Genomic DNA, 14,884 nt, shown 5'->3' on the forward strand with positions numbered 1-14,884 from the left:
GTCGACGAGCCGTTGCGCCGGTTCGCCTGGCCGGGCGGTGCTTCCTTGCCTTCCTCATAGCCCAAATGCGCGGTCAGCTCCGCGCCCAGCATCCGCTCCATGAGCCGGATCTTCAGCTCCTTCATCAGCCCGGCATCGCCGAGCAGATCCTCAGGGCGCTCAATACCCTTCAGCAGTTCATCCAGAAGTTCCTTGGAGATCGTCATGCATGCTTCCTTTCGGTGAAGCATGGACCGGACCACTCATACACAGAAGATCGGACACTCTCTGACCTGGCCTTGCAGAAAGCCCAGCACCTTGACCGGCAGCGTTTCGTTCAGGCCCGACACGAACCAGGCGATGGCGAATTCGTCAAAGGACACGGCCATGGTCACGAACAGCGCCCCCAGGATCGCGGGGCGGCAAAAGGGGATCACGACATGGCGCATCGCCGCCCATTCGGACGCGCCCAGGTTCCAGGCCGCGGGTTCCAGCGACGGGTCCATCTGCGACAGCCGCAGCCGGATCACCGCCATGGCGAAGGGGGCGCAGATCACCACATGGGCGATGATGACCGCCAGCGCGTCGCCCGACAGGTTCACCCGCGACAGGAACGCCAGCATCGCCAGACCCATGATGACCACCGGAATGGTCGGCGGCAGCAGCGCCAGCGCCAGATAGACCTGCTTGCCCATGAAGTGATAGCGATAGTCGGTATAGGCCGCCCCGAACCCCAGCGCGGTCGAGATCACCCCCACCACCACCCCCACCAGCAGCGTGTTGCGCAGGCCTTCCCAGACCAGCGGGTCGGCCGCCACCGCCCGATACCATTCGGTCGAGAAATCGCCCAGCGGGATCGACGGAAAGCGGTCCGAGTTGAAGGAAAACACGAAGCTGGCCAGGATCGGGGCAAAGACGAACAGATAGGCCAGAAGGACATACAGCTTCAGCGCGCCGTTGACGAACGGGTTGCGGTTGGCCTCGTTTTCCTGATTCATTTGCGCCCCCGATAGGCAAAGCGGATCGACAGGAAGGCCACCACCATCAGCGTGACGATCATGGTCAGCGCGATGACGGCGGCGCGCGGCCATTGCTGGCCCGATTTGGTGGTGTCGGTGATCAGGATCGACAGCGTGGTCGGATCGCCGCCACCCAGATAGATCGGGCTGACGAAATCGCCGAAGGACAGGATAAAGGCGAACAGCGCCGCGATCACCAGGCCCACGCGGGCGGACGGGATCACCACGGCGAACACCGTGCGCAACCGGCCGCAGCGCATGTTGTGGGCGGCCTCGATCAGGGTGCGGTCGATGAAGATCAGGCTGAACAGTTGCAGCAGCACCACCAGCGGAAAGGCCAGCGTCACAAAGCCCAGTAGCGTGGCGCCCGGCGTGTTCAGAAGGCCGTAAGGACCAAGGCCGACCCAGCCCAGCATCACGTTGATGAGCCCCGCGTCCGACAGGAACACCTGCCAGGAATAGACCCGCACCAGATAGCTGGTGAAGAACGGGATCACCATCAGCATGATGGCCCAGCGGCGGGCGCGGTCCGACAGCTTGAAGGCGATGGCGTAAGCCACCGGAAAGGCCAGCAGGCTGGTCAGCACCGCCGCCCCGGCAGCCAGCGCCAGCGTGGTGCCATAGGCCTGCCAGAAGATCGCCCGGCCGTACATGGTCGTCCAGTTGACTGTGTCGAAATCCGCCTGCATCCGGAAATTCCGCACCGTCCAGAAGCTGAGGGCGATCAGGAAGACCAGCGGAAAGACGAAGAACAGAAGCTGCCAGATCAGCAGCGGCAGCGAAAAGGTCAGACCATAGAGCGAGACGGGACGGCGCATGGAAACCTCGGGGCTGGGGGGTGCGGCGGGGAACAGGAGGGGCGTCTGCCCCGCCGCGGCAAGGTGCGCCGATCAGGCGCCCTTGTAGTCCGACCAGAAGTCGTTCCAGTCCTCCAGCGACTGCTGGACGGGAAGCTGGCGATACTGAATGCGGCCGGTGCGGATCAGGTCGATGGCGCTGCCGGGGCCTTCGACCATGCCCTGGCGCCTGGCCTCGTCGGGGTTCTGGGCGGCCAGAACCTCCCATCCCTTCTGGCTGGGAACGATGCAGGGATAGGCGGCCATCTGGGCCGATTTCGCCTGCCCCTCGGGCGAGGTGATATACTGGATCCACTTCCTGGCCAGGTCGGCCTTGGCCGATCCCTTGCCGATCGAGAAGCTTTCGGTGAATTGAAGCCCGCCCTGTTCGGGGATCACGCTGCGCACCTTGGCACCGTTTCGTTCCAACGTGCCGGTGATCCAGTCGCCAATGCCCGCAAAGGCCAGCATCTGCCCGTTGTTCAGCGATGCGAAGGTGCCGCCGTAATCGAAGAAGCCGCCCACCTGCGGGCGCAGGGTCAGGGTCTTTTCCTTGACCGCCTCCCATGCCGCCTCGTCGATGTCATAGGGGCTTGGATTGCCGTTCAGCAGGCTGATCTGGCCCAGGTTCGGCAGGTGCCAGTCGAAATGGCCGACCTTGCCCGTCAGGCGCGGATCCCAGAACACGTCATAGGTCGAGGCCTCGGTTTCGGTCAGGGCGTCGGTGTTGTAGGCCACGCCCAGGAACCCGAAGCGGGTGATGACCGAATACAGCGTGTCGCCGTCCCAATGGCCGGGGAACTTGTGGAATTCGGGGAAAAAGTCATCGAATGGGTAGTCCGCCGGATCCAGCGCCTCGATATAGCCCGCCGCGTTCAGCTGCTGGACATATTCGGCGTCCGACAGGATCACGTCAAAGGTGCCGGGCGGGGATTGCGAGATCAGGCCCAGCATGTTGTCGCCGCCGGTATAGTATTTCGGCACGAACTTGACGTTGTTGGCGGCCTCGAACTCGGCCACCATGTCGGGCTCGGCGTGGCCGTACCAGGCCAGCATGGTCAGCTCGGTGGGCGCGGCAAAGGCGCGCCGCGACAGCATAGGCGTGGCCAGCGCCGCCGCCCCCAGCGCCAGTGTCGCGCGCCGCGTCAGGCCGGAACGGGTCTTGTCGGTCCGTGTCATGTCATCACCCCTGTCAGATTGTCTTTTGTTCTGGCGTTCAGGCTAGGAGAGGCAGCCCCCCACACAAAATCGGTTCTTCCAATCCGACCATTTGCGGGCGTTATCGGTCAGGCGGGAACCGCCTGGACGCCCGATCCGACGCGTTCCAGGTCGGCCACCAGATCGCTGACCAGCGACAGCCCCGCCGCCGACAGGCGCGGATGCTTGTAGAACAGGCCCACGCGCAGCGGCTCCAGGGCCGGAAAGCCTTCGGATTCGCGCAACAGCCGCATCCCCGGCAGCAGCGTGGCCCGCGTCAGGGCGGTGACGCACAGCCCGTTGACCACGGCGGTTTGCAGCCCTGCAATGCCCGGCCCGGTATAGACGATGCGCCAACGGCGTTCGATCGTGTCCATCGCCTGGATCATGCGCGCCCGGTAATCGCAGCCCTCGGGATGGGCGCCCAGCAGGGCGGGGGCATGGGCGGGCAGATGGAAATCCTCGGCCGCGACCCAGATCGGCTGCTCGGTCCACATCCGCGACAGATAGGGCATCGTGGCGTCGCTCATCACCGCCACGATGATGTCCAAATCGTCCGACCGCAGGTGCTGGTGCAGTTCGCGCGACAGATCGCAATGCACCTCCAGCTCCACATCGGCGTGGCCGTGGATGTAGCGGGTCAGGGTGCCCTGAAGGAACGCCACCGCGTAATCGGTGGGCAGGCCGATGCGCAGCACGCCCGTCTTGTCGGAACGGTGGAAGTATCGCACCGCCTCGTCGTTGATGCGCACCATCTCTCGGGCATAGCTCAGCAGCGCCTCGCCCGCCGGGGTGGGCAGGATGGCGCGGCCCTCGTGGGCCAGCAGGGGCGCGCGGACCAGTTCCTCCAGCCGGCGGATCTGGAGCGAGATCGCAGGCTGGCTGCGGCCCAGGGCGGCACCGGCGCGGGAATGGCCGCCCAGTTCCACGACGGCGATAAAGGTGCGCAGCAGATCGGTTGGAAGATTGGTCAGTCCGGCCATGGATTTGCCCCGGCAATGCAAGGATTGGGCCTTTATATTTCACTTATGTTCAACGGAAAACTCTAGTCCGGGGGAAAGCCTCAACACACGGGATGCCCCATGCCGCACAAGACCGCATTCGCCTCGGAACTGGCCTGGCCGGACTATCATGCGGCCGTCAGGGACGGCGCCACGCCGATCCTGATCCCGATCGGGTCGATGGAACAGCACGGCCACCACATGCCGCTGCATGTCGATGTGCTGCTGCCCACGGAATTCGCCCGTCGTGCGGCGCTGGTGGTGGGCGGGATGGTGGCGCCGCCCTTCACCTATGGCTACAAGTCGCATCAGAAATCGGGGGGCGGCAACCACCTGCCCGGCACCACCAGCCTCGACGGCGCGACCCTGGTGGCGGCGCTGCGCGACGTGATCCGCGAATTCGCCCGCCACGGCGTGCGCAAGATCTGCCTGGTCAACGGGCATTACGAGAATTCCTGGTTCATCATCGAGGGCATCGACCTGGCCCTGCGGGAATTGCGCTGGGACGGGATCGCCGACATGAAGATCGTGGTGCTGTCCTATTGGGACTTCGTGGGCGACGACGACATCGCCCGGCTGTATCCGAACGGCTTTCCCGGCTGGGCGCTGGAACATGGCGGCGTTCTGGAAACCTCGCTGATGCTGGCGCTGTATCCGCAGTTCGTGGATCTGGCCCGGGCCGTGGACGTGACGCCCGCGACCTTTCCCCCCTATGACGTGTATCCGGTCAAGCCCGAATGGACGCCTGCGGCGGGCACCTTGTCCTCGCCGAAAGAGGCGACGGCGGAAAAGGGCGAGCTGCTGCTGGAGGTCTGCACGCGCGGCATTGTCGAGGCGCTGCTGGCCGAATTCTGACACCCGAAACGGGCCTGCATGGCAGGCCCGTTCGCGGCGCAGGGGTCAGTTCCTGATGATGTTGTGTTCGGGGCCGAAGGGGAAGCCGGTGATGTTCTCGGCCCCGTCCTCGGTCACGATCAGGATGTCGTGTTCGCGGTATCCGCCGGCGCCGGGCGTTCCCTCGGGCAGCATCACCATGGGTTCCATCGACACGACCATGCCGGGCTTGAGTTCCGTTTCGATGTCCTCGCGCAGCTCCACCCCCGCCTCGCGGCCATAATAATGCGACAGCACCCCGAAGCTGTGGCCATAGCCGAAGCTGCGGTATTGCAGCAGATCCCAGCCGCGATACATCTCGTTCAGTTCCAGCGCGATCTCGTTGCATTTCGCGCCGGGCTTGATGAGGTCCAGACCGCGCCGGTGCACGGCCACGTTCTTTTCCCAGATGTCCAGGCTCGCGTCGTCCACGTGGTCGCAGAACAGCGTTCGTTCCAGCGCGGTGTAATAGCCGAAGATCATCGGGAAGGTGTTCAGCGACAGGATCTCGCCCGACTGGATCTTCTTGTTGGTGACCGGGTTGTGGGCGCCGTCGGTGTTGATGCCCGACTGGAACCAGGTCCAGGTGTCCATCAGTTCGACAAAGGGGAACGAATTGGCGATTTCCCGGATCATCGCGTTGGTCCCGGCGATGGCCACCTCGTGTTCCGGCACGCCCGCCTTGACCGCCCCCGCGACCGCCCAGCCGCCCACGTCGCAAACGCGCGCGCCTTCGCGGATCAGCTTGTGTTCCTCGGCCGACTTGATCGACCGCATCCACATCGACGGCTGGGCGATGTCCACGAACTCCACCCCCGGAAGCGCGGCCTCGAGCTGGCGGCGGTAATCCAGGTTGACGTGGTCGAACTCGATCCCCAGCCGCTTGACGCCCGGCGTCAGCTGGCGCACCGCGCGATAGAAGTTGTCGCGCCGCCAGTCGGTATAGGTGACGTTGCCGCCGAAACTGCGCCGCCACGGCTGGCCGCCGTCGATGCCCGCGCTGATCGTGGTCGCGGCGCTGTCGGTGATGACCATGCCGTATTTCCGCCCGAAATAGCAGTAAAGCCAGCCCGAGTAGTAGTTGATGCAGTGATAGGACGTGAACAGCGCCGCATCGACGTTGTTTTCCGCCATCCAGCCGCGCACGTCATTCTGGCGGCGCGTCATCTCGGTATCGGAAAAAGGCGAAAAGTCCTTCTCGCCGTTGTGCCATTCCATGACATGCAGCATGTCGTCAGCCATCGTTCGGATCCTTTCCCATCGGGTTCATGGGAAAGACGCTAGCCAAGCGTCACGCATGACTGAAATTTGTTTTGGCAATCTGCTTATTTGCGCAAGATGCGTCCCGGTCGCAGACCCGGCCGATCGCTTTCGACGACAGCCTGCGCCGAGGGGGCGTTGCTGGATGAGACGGCGCCCCTGCGCCAGAACAGGGCCGGGCATACGGATCGCGTCCGGGTCGAGGGCCGACCGGCAGGCCGACGGCGCCGAGACGAGGCTCGCGGCCCCCGCGCTGACGTTGAATGCAGCCACTCTTTGAGGAAAGATCAGGATCGAAGCGGGTCAACCCGCCTTTCGCACCATAACCCGCTGATCCTTGCGCCGTTGACCCCGGCCAGCGGGTCGGTCAAGCCGTTGCAGTTCCCCCACAGGACGGCTGCGTGGAGGCGGTCCACGACATTCAACGCTGTCTCAGCGTCCCAGCCTTGGCGCCCGGAAAAGGCGCGTCTTGGCAAAGACATCCTCCAGCCGGTTCAGGCGGTCCTGCACCTGGTCGGCGCAATGGCCCTGGACACGTTCCAGAAGCGCCTCGACCAGCATCAGGATCGTGACGGTCGAATCCCAGGCCGCCGGCATGTCGATGCGGCAGGGCAGGGTGTGATGGGCGTGGGCCGCGGCGGGCGACAGCCAGTGGTCGGTGATCAGCACGACCCTTGACCCCTGGCGGGCCGCCAGTTCGGCCATGTGGACGGCATTGGCCTCGTACCGGCGGATGTCGAAGATCACCACCGCGTCGCCTGTCCGCAGATCCAGCAGGGCCTGCTGCCAGTCGGTCAGGTGATCCGAGACATAGGTGACGCCGGGCCGGATCACGCGCAGCAGGGTCGCCATGTAATCGGCATGGGCATGGGTCAGCCGCCCGCCCATCACGGCGACATGGCGGCAGGGATCGGCCAGAAGCGCCGCCGCCGCGTCGAATTCCTGCGTCGTGATCTGGTCCAGCGTGGCCTGGATATTCGTGATCGCCTGCGTCGCGAAGGCCTGCATGGGATGGCGGCGCGGCTCGTGGTCGGGCAGGGCCAGGGGCGCGGCCAGCAGCCGCCCGACCTCGGCCCGCAGGACGGCCTGGTATTCGGCATAGCCCTTGAAGCCCAGCTTCTGCACCAGCCGCACGATCGTCGGCGCCGATACCCCCGCCGCGCTGGCCAGCATCGTGATGGAGCCCAGGGCCGACATCGGGAAATGCGACAGGATATGAGTGGCGGCCTGCCGTTCCGCCCGCGTCAGCGAAGCCAGGCTGGCGCGCATCCGCTGTTCGATGGTCACGACGCCCTCCTGCCTGGTTCTGGAATGATCTTATCAGGAAGCGATCAAATGAAAAGTTCTTGACAGAACGCAAGAACAGAGAGGACGCTGATCGGAAAACAGGGAGAAGAATCGTGGCCTTGCTGCCATTCCGACGCGTTTTCGCGCGCCATGTCCTGTTGCCGTCAGGGGGCGACTGATGCCGGCCCTGGCGCTTGGCTTTGTGCGCGCCGTCGAGACGGTCAACCGCCTGGTCGGGCGCCTGGCGCTGTATCTGCTGTTCGTGCTGGCCGGTGTCCTGGCATGGTCGGTCATTGCCAAGGCCTTTTTCCGCCCTGCCTTGTGGACGCAGGAAATGGCGCAGTTCACGATGATCGCCTATGTCGTGCTGGGCGGCGCCTATTCGCTGATGGGGGGCGCGCATGTGCGGATGGACCTGCTGTATTCCCGCTGGTCGGTCAGGACGCGCGCGGCGGTGGACTGCGTGACGGTTCTGGCGCTGATCGTCTTTCTGGCGGTGATCCTGTGGGGCGGCATCGAAAGCACGATCTATGCGCTGGAGATCGGCGAGCGGTCGCGCACCGTGTGGCGGCCCTACATGGCGCCGATCAAGATCGTGATCTGCACGGGCGTCCTGCTGATGCTGCTGCAATCGCTGGCCTTCCTGATCCGTGACATCGCCACGCTGCGCGGCAATCCGATCCCCGAAGGGCGTCCCTGATGTCCTATGAACTGATCGCCCTGTCGATGTTCCTGGGGATGCTGGCCCTGCTGATGACCGGCCAGAGGGTCTTTGCCGGCATCGGCTTTGTCGCGGTGATCGCGGCCATTGCCCTGTGGGGCGACCGGGGCGGACACGATCTGGCCTTCACCAGCGCCATCAAGCTGATGAACTGGTTTCCGATGCTGACCCTGCCGATGTTCGTCTGGATGGGCTTCGTGATGTCGGAAACCCGCATGGCGGACGATCTCTACCGGATGTTCCATGTCTGGTTCGGCCCGGTGCCGGGCGGCCTGGCGGTGGGGACCATCCTGCTGATGGTGCTGGTGTCGGCCATGAACGGGCTGTCGGTCGCGGGCCTTGCCATCGGCGCCACCATCGCCCTGCCGGAAATGCTGCGGCGCGGATATGACAAGGTGATGGTCACGGGCATCATCCAGGGCGGATCGTCCCTGGGCATCTTGGTGCCGCCGTCCATCGTGCTGGTGCTGTATGCCATGATCGCGCGCCAGCCGGTCGGGCATCTGTGGCTGGCTGGCGTCTTTCCGGGCCTGCTGATGGCGGGGCTGTTCATCGTCTATGTCCTGATCCGCTGCGGGTTGAACCCGGGTCTTGCCCCGCGCCTTTCGGCCCAGGAACTGTCCCGGATCACCTGGGGCGAAAGGCTGCGCCTGCTGCGCGCGGGCATCACCCCCCTTGTGATCTTCGGCGCCATGATGGGGCCGTTCGTGGCGGGTTATGTCAGCCTGGTCGAATCCTCGGTCGTGGGCGCGGTCATCGCCTCGCTGGTGGCGGTGTTCAAGGGCCGCTGGACGCGCGCCATCTGGGAATCCTGCCTGCGCGGGACGCTGAACGTGACCTGCATGTTCATGTGGATCCTGCTGGCGGCACTTGCCTTTGGCGCGGTCTTCGACGGGCTTGGCGCGGTGCGCGCCATCGAGGCCTTTTTCCTCGAGGATCTGGGCCTGACCCGGTGGCAGGTCATCATCCTGATGCAGGTGTCCTTCCTGCTGCTGGGGATGTTTCTGGACGACACGGCCATGCTGGTGATCGTGGCGCCCTTGTATATCCCGCTGGTGCGCGCGCTGGAATTCGACCTGATCTGGTACGGCATCCTTTACACGATCACCTGCCAGATCGCCTATATCACCCCGCCCTTCGGCTATAACCTGTTCCTGATGCGGGCGCTGGCCCCGGACCATGTGACGCTGGGCGACATCTATCGGTCCATCGTGCCCATCGTCGGCATCATGATCCTGACGCTGGCGATCATCATGGCCTTCCCGCAGATCGCGCTGTGGCTGCCGGGTCAGGTTTACGGACAATGAACGACAGGGCGGGCCACACCGCCCCGTTTCCCAACACATCGGAGGTTCAGATGACGACACGACGCAAGTTTCTGATGACCGCCCCCCTGGCCGCGGGGGCCGCCACGCTGGCCGCGCCCGCCGTCCATGCGCAGGGCGCGCCGATCCGCTGGCGGATGCAGACCTATGCGGGCGCCGCCCTGGGCGAACATGTGGTCAAGCCCGCCATCGACCGCTTCAACGCCATCGCTGAGGGCCAGATGCAGATCGAGCTGTTCTATGCCGACCAGCTTGTGCCCACGTCCGAACTGTTCCGCGCCATGCAGAACGGCACCATCGACGCGGTGCAGTCGGACGACGATTCCATGCAGTCCCCGACCGAGGTGACGGTCTTCGGGGGATATTTCCCCTTTGCCAGCCGCTACAGCCTGGATGTGCCGGTGCTGTTCAACCAGTACGGGCTGAAGGAAATCTGGGACCAGGAGTATTCGGCGGTGGGCGTCAAGCACATCTCGGCCGGGGCCTGGGATCCCTGCCATTTCGCCACAAAGGATCCGATCAACAGCCTTGCCGACCTGGACGGCAAGCGCGTCTTCACCTTTCCCACCGCAGGCCGGTTCCTGGCGCAGTTCGGCGTCGTGCCGGTCCAACTGCCATGGGAGGATATCCAGGTGGCCCTGCAGACCGGGGAACTGGACGGCATCGCCTGGTCCGGCATCACCGAGGATTACACCGTCGGCTGGGCGGACGTGACCCAGTATTTCCTGACCAACAACATTTCCGGCGCGTGGATCGGGCATTTCTTCGCCAATGCCGACCGCTGGGCCGAGGTGCCGGACAAGCTGAAGATGCTGATGGAGGTCTGCTTCGAGCAGTCCCATTATTACCGCCAGTGGTGGTATTGGGGCGGCGAGGCGGATCTGCGCGTGAACGGCCCCAAGCTGCAACTGACCTCGATCCCCGACGAGGAATGGGCCACGGTCGAGGAACGTGCCCGCGCCTTCTGGGACGAGATCGCCGCCGAGTCCGAGGTCAAGGCCCGCGTGGTCGAAATCTGCAAGCGATACAACGACGTCATGGCCAAGGCGGGCCGCCCTTATCGGTACAGCTGACGCCGCCTGCCGCCGGGCGCCCATGCCCGGCGGCATGATCCTGGGAATGGACGATCATGCCTGCAAACCTGACACTCGAAACCCTGAAGACGGCCTTCGATGCCGGGGACATCGACACCGTTCTGGTGGTCTTTCCCGACATGCAGGGCCGCCTGATGGGCAAGCGGTTCCACGCCGGGTTCTTCCTGGACGGCGGCCACAAGGAAACCCATTGCTGCAACTATCTGCTGGCCCTGGACATGGAGATGAACACCGTCCCCGGCTATCGCAGCGCAGGCTGGGAACAGGGCTATGGCGATTACGTCATGCGCCCCGACCTGACGACGCTGCGCCGCCTGCCCTGGCTGCCGGGCACCGCCATGGTGATCTGCGACCTGCTGGACCACCACACCCATGAGGAGGTGGCGGTGTCGCCCCGCGCGATCCTGAAGCGCCAGATCGCCCGCGCCCGCGACATGGGCTTTGACGCGATGATGGCCACCGAACTGGAATTCTATCTGTTCGACAACAGCTATGAAAGCCTGCGCGGCGGCATCGCGGGGCTGACGCCGTCCTCGGGCTATAACGAGGATTACCACATCTTCCAGACCACGCGGGAAGAAGACGTGATGCGCGCCGTGCGCAACCACCTGTATGGCGCGGGCATCCCCGTCGAAAGCACCAAGGGCGAGGCCGATGCGGGCCAGGTCGAGGTGAACTATCGCTATTCCGACGCGCTGGACACCGCCGACAACCACACGATCATCAAGCAGGGCGTCAAGGAAATCGCATGGTCGCGGGGCAAGTCCGTGACCTTCATGGCGAAATACGACACCGCCAAGGCCGGATCGGCGGCGCATGTGCACCAGTCGCTGTGGGCCGATGGCAAGCCCGCCTTCCACGACCCCGACGACGCGCATGGCATGTCGGCCACGATGAAGCATTTCCTGGCGGGCCAGTTGGCCGGGGCCGATCAGATGATGGTGTTCCTGGCCCCTTATGTGAACAGCTACAAACGCTTTTGCGCGGGGCTTTTCGCGCCGACCAAGGCTGTCTGGTCCTGCGACAACCGCACGGCGGGCTTTCGCGTCTGCGGCGAAGGGACCAGGGCCGTGCGCGTCGAATGCCGCATCCCCGGCGCCGACGCCAACCCTTATCTGGCCTGCGCCGCGCTGCTGGCGGCGGGTCTGGACGGGATCGACCGCAAGCTGGATCTGGAACCCGAGATGCGGGGCGACCTTTATCAGGCGGGCCACGTGCAAGAGGTTCCCCGGACCCTGCGCGACGCCGCAGACCGCCTGAAGGCTTCGGATCTTTACAGGCGTGCCTTTGGCGACGATGTGGTCGACCATTATCACCACGCCGCCGAATGGGAGATCGCCGAAACCGACCGCGTCGTCACCGACCACGACCTGCGCCGACTGCTGGAACGCGCCTGACAGGACCGACCATGAAAGACATCACCCTGATTTCCCCCATTGACGGATCGGTTCTGATCCGGCGCACACCGCTGGACCGCGAGGCCGCTCAGGCCGCTGTTGCCCGCGCGCGGGCGGCGCAGGCGGATTGGGCCGCCCGCCCGCTGGACGATCGCATTGCCCTGGTCAAGGCGGGCGTTGCCGCGCTGACCGCGATGAAGGACGACATCGCCACCGAACTGGCCCGGCAGATGGGCCGCCCCATCCGCTTCGGCGCGGGTGAAATGGGCGGCGTGAACGCCCGCACCGACTATATGGCCGACATCGCCGCCGAGACGCTGGCGCCCAAGGTGATCGAGGACAGCGCCAGCTTCCGCCGCGTCCTGGCGCGAGAGCCGCTGGGCGTGGTCTTTGTGATCGCGCCCTGGAACTATCCCTATCTGACGGCGATCAACACCATCGTCCCGGCCCTGATCGCGGGCAATGCCGTGGTGCTCAAGCACGCAAGCCAGACCCTGCTGGCGGGCGAACGGCTGGCCCAGGCCTTCCACGCAGGCGGCGTGCCGAAGGACGTGTTCCAGAATGTCGTGCTGGATCACGCGACCACCGAAGGCCTGATCGCGGCGCGGGCCTTCGATTTCGTGAACTTCACCGGATCGGTCGCGGGGGGCCGCGCCATCGAACACGCGGCGGCGGGCACCTTTGTGGCCCTGGGCCTGGAACTGGGCGGCAAGGATCCCGGATATGTCCGCGCCGACGCCGATCTGGACGCGGCGGTCGAGGGCCTGATGGACGGCGCGATGTTCAATTCCGGCCAGTGCTGCTGCGGCATCGAACGCATCTATGTCCATGACAGCCTGCATGACGCATTCGTCGAAAAGGCCGTGGCCTGGGTGAACGCCTTGCACCTGGGCGATCCGATGGACCCCGCCACGACGCTTGGCCCCATGGCCCATGTCCGTTTCGCGCAGACCGTCCGCGACCAGGTGGCCGAGGCCGTGGGGCAGGGCGCGCGGACCCTGATTGATCCGGCCAATTTCCCCCGCGACGACGGCGGCGCCTATCTGGCCCCGCAGGTGCTGGTGGATGTCGATCATTCCATGCGCGTGATGGTCGAGGAAAGCTTCGGCCCGGTCGTGGGCATCATGCGCGTCACCGACGACGAGGAGGCGATCCGCCTGATGAACGACAGCCCCTATGGCCTGACCGCCAGCATCTGGACGCGCGACGACGATGCCGCCGCAGCCATCGGGGCGCGGATCCAGACCGGCACCGTCTTCATGAACCGCGCCGACTATCTGGATCCCGCGCTGTGTTGGACGGGCTGCAAGGACACCGGGCGCGGCGGCAGCCTGTCCTATCTGGGTTACCTTGCCGTGACCCGCCCGAAATCCTTTCACCTGAAAAGGGCGTGACATGAGCTTTGATGTCCCCAACCGCAACTGGTCCTACCCGACCGCCATCAAGTTCGGCGCGGGCCGCATACAGGAACTGGCCGACCATGCCAGGGCGGCGGGCCTGTCGCGCCCGCTGCTGGTCACCGACAAGGCCTTGGCAGCCCTGCCCATCACCGCCACGGCCCTTGACGTTCTGGACCGCGCGGGGCTGGGCCGGGCGGTCTTTTCCGACGTGGACCCCAACCCGACCGAGGCGAACATGCAGGCGGGCATCGCCGCCTATCGGGCAGGCGGGCATGACGGGGTGATCTGCTTTGGTGGCGGATCGGCGCTGGATCTGGGCAAGATGATCGCGCTGATGGCCGGGCAGCGCCCCGGCCTGTCGGTCTGGGATCTGGAGGACGTGGACGACTGGTTCACCCGCGCCGATGCCAAGGCCATCGCCCCCATCGTCGCCGTGCCCACCACGGCCGGAACGGGCAGCGAGGTCGGGCGCGCGGGCGTGCTGACCAATTCCGCCACCCATCGCAAGAAGATCATCTTCCACCCCCGGCTGATGCCCGCTGTCACGATCTGCGATCCCGAGCTGACGGTCGGGATGCCTGCCTTCATCACCGCAGGCACCGGCATGGATGCCTTGGCCCATTGCCTTGAGGCCTATTCCTCGCCCCATTACCATCCGATGAGCCAGGGCATCGCGCTGGAAGGGATGCGCCTGGTGTTCGAAAACCTGCCGGTCGTCTATCGCCAGCCGGACAACCTCTTGGCCCGTGCGCATATGATGAGCGCGGCGATGATGGGCGCGGTGGCCTTTCAGAAGGGGCTTGGCGCGATCCATTCGCTGTCCCATCCGGTCGGCGCCGTCTATGGCACCCATCACGGCACCACCAATGCCGTGGTGATGCCCGCCGTCCTGGACTTCAACCGCCCCGCCATCGAGGACCGGATCGCCGCCGCCGCCGCCTATCTGGGCATCCCGGGCGGCTTCGACGGCTTTCGGGACCGGATCGTGGCGCTGTGTGGGGACCTGGGGATCCCCCGGGGACTGTCCGCCCTGGGCGTCACGGCAGACCGCCTGGACGAACTGACCGTCATGGCGCTGGAAGACCCGTCCTGCGGCGGCAACCCCGTGCCGATGACCGCCCCGAATACCCGCACGCTGTTCGAGGCGGCGATGTGACGGCCTTGAAACCCCGTCCGCATCACCGCGCAGAAGGCCGCAGCGCCCAGTGAACCGGCAGGTTTCGGATGCTTCCCGTGGCACGCCCGCCATGGCTGACATCGGTCATGGCGCAGCGCCATCCTGATACCCAAGGGGCATATTCTTCGAACAACACCATCACACCCGATGCACCGGCATCGGTGACCCGCTGCCCTGCGGGAAAAGCCGCAGGATGACCGCCGGAGTTGCATGGAAATGATCCGCCATCCGGTCTAGGCTTTAACCATTATTGCGGGTTCCTGCCCCAGGATCTTGCCGCCTGATGGAGTGGATCATGGACCGGTCCCCATTGCCATC

14 protein-coding genes are annotated in these 14,884 nt (G+C 65.2%); 7 read left to right on the plus strand and 7 right to left on the minus strand.

The window, feature by feature from the left end; all coding sequences use genetic code 11:
* From ACTJI6_RS14960 to ACTJI6_RS14980, 5 genes are all read right to left on the minus strand, one after another.
* On the minus strand, positions 1–206 hold a 206-nt coding region (locus tag ACTJI6_RS14960; RefSeq protein WP_440801813.1), incomplete at its 3' end, for a transposase.
* 36 nt (positions 207–242) lie between these two features.
* Positions 243–977 (minus strand): ABC transporter permease, encoded by a 735-nt coding sequence (locus ACTJI6_RS14965; RefSeq protein ID WP_440801815.1) that lies wholly within the window; start codon positions 975–977, stop codon positions 243–245.
* Positions 974–1,816 (minus strand): ABC transporter permease, encoded by an 843-nt coding sequence (locus tag ACTJI6_RS14970; protein ID WP_126155753.1) that lies wholly within the window; start codon positions 1,814–1,816, stop codon positions 974–976. Before ACTJI6_RS14970 ends, ACTJI6_RS14965 begins: the two co-directional genes overlap by 4 nt.
* Positions 1,817–1,888: 72 nt before the next feature.
* Positions 1,889–3,013 carry a polyamine ABC transporter substrate-binding protein gene (locus tag ACTJI6_RS14975; protein ID WP_126155752.1) on the minus strand — a complete coding sequence of 375 codons (1,125 nt, stop codon included), beginning with the start codon at positions 3,011–3,013 and terminating at the stop codon, positions 1,889–1,891.
* A 107-nt stretch (positions 3,014–3,120) separates the two neighbouring features.
* Entirely contained in the window at positions 3,121–4,014 is an 894-nt protein-coding gene (locus tag ACTJI6_RS14980) for a LysR family transcriptional regulator (protein WP_440801818.1), read from the minus strand.
* Positions 4,015–4,113: 99 nt separating this feature from the next.
* Between ACTJI6_RS14980 and ACTJI6_RS14985 the strand changes: the two genes are divergently transcribed.
* The gene (locus ACTJI6_RS14985; RefSeq protein WP_126155750.1) at positions 4,114–4,887 is read left to right on the plus strand and encodes a creatininase; all 774 of its coding nucleotides are present in this window, start codon (positions 4,114–4,116) and stop codon (positions 4,885–4,887) included.
* A 45-nt stretch (positions 4,888–4,932) separates the two neighbouring features.
* On the opposite strand, the gene ACTJI6_RS14990 is transcribed toward ACTJI6_RS14985, so the two are convergent.
* Both ACTJI6_RS14990 and ACTJI6_RS14995 read right to left on the minus strand, forming a co-directional pair.
* Entirely contained in the window at positions 4,933–6,147 is a 1,215-nt protein-coding gene (locus ACTJI6_RS14990; RefSeq protein ID WP_126155749.1) for a M24 family metallopeptidase, read from the minus strand.
* A 450-nt stretch (positions 6,148–6,597) separates the two neighbouring features.
* Positions 6,598–7,452 (minus strand): MurR/RpiR family transcriptional regulator, encoded by an 855-nt coding sequence (locus tag ACTJI6_RS14995; RefSeq protein ID WP_241232862.1) that lies wholly within the window; start codon positions 7,450–7,452, stop codon positions 6,598–6,600.
* A 178-nt stretch (positions 7,453–7,630) separates the two neighbouring features.
* On the opposite strand from ACTJI6_RS14995, the gene ACTJI6_RS15000 reads away from it, so the two are divergent.
* From ACTJI6_RS15000 to ACTJI6_RS15025, 6 genes are read left to right on the plus strand one after another with little or no spacing between them, the layout of a single operon-like run.
* Complete coding sequence (locus ACTJI6_RS15000) at positions 7,631–8,152, plus strand: TRAP transporter small permease subunit (RefSeq protein ID WP_126155748.1); 522 nt, start codon at positions 7,631–7,633, stop codon at positions 8,150–8,152.
* The gene (locus tag ACTJI6_RS15005) at positions 8,152–9,480 is read left to right on the plus strand and encodes a TRAP transporter large permease (protein ID WP_126155747.1); all 1,329 of its coding nucleotides are present in this window, start codon (positions 8,152–8,154) and stop codon (positions 9,478–9,480) included. Before ACTJI6_RS15000 ends, ACTJI6_RS15005 begins: the two co-directional genes overlap by 1 nt.
* Positions 9,481–9,530: 50 nt before the next feature.
* Positions 9,531–10,571: a TRAP transporter substrate-binding protein gene (locus ACTJI6_RS15010; protein WP_126155746.1), complete on the plus strand. Its 1,041-nt coding sequence runs from the start codon at positions 9,531–9,533 to the stop codon at positions 10,569–10,571.
* A 56-nt stretch (positions 10,572–10,627) separates the two neighbouring features.
* Positions 10,628–11,989, plus strand: a complete 1,362-nt coding sequence (locus ACTJI6_RS15015) for a glutamine synthetase family protein (protein ID WP_126155745.1) — start codon at positions 10,628–10,630, stop codon at positions 11,987–11,989.
* Between the two features lie 11 nt (positions 11,990–12,000).
* Positions 12,001–13,383: an aldehyde dehydrogenase family protein gene (locus ACTJI6_RS15020; protein WP_126155744.1), complete on the plus strand. Its 1,383-nt coding sequence runs from the start codon at positions 12,001–12,003 to the stop codon at positions 13,381–13,383.
* A gap of 1 nt (position 13,384) precedes the next feature.
* On the plus strand, positions 13,385–14,545 hold the full coding sequence (locus ACTJI6_RS15025) for an iron-containing alcohol dehydrogenase (RefSeq protein ID WP_126155743.1): 1,161 nt from the start codon (positions 13,385–13,387) through the stop codon (positions 14,543–14,545).
* The last annotated feature ends 339 nt before the right edge of the window (positions 14,546–14,884 follow it).

Origin of the sequence: Paracoccus sp. 22332 (assembly GCF_052045125.1) — a bacterium.
GTDB classification, from domain to species: Bacteria; Pseudomonadota; Alphaproteobacteria; order Rhodobacterales; family Rhodobacteraceae; genus Paracoccus; species Paracoccus haematequi_A.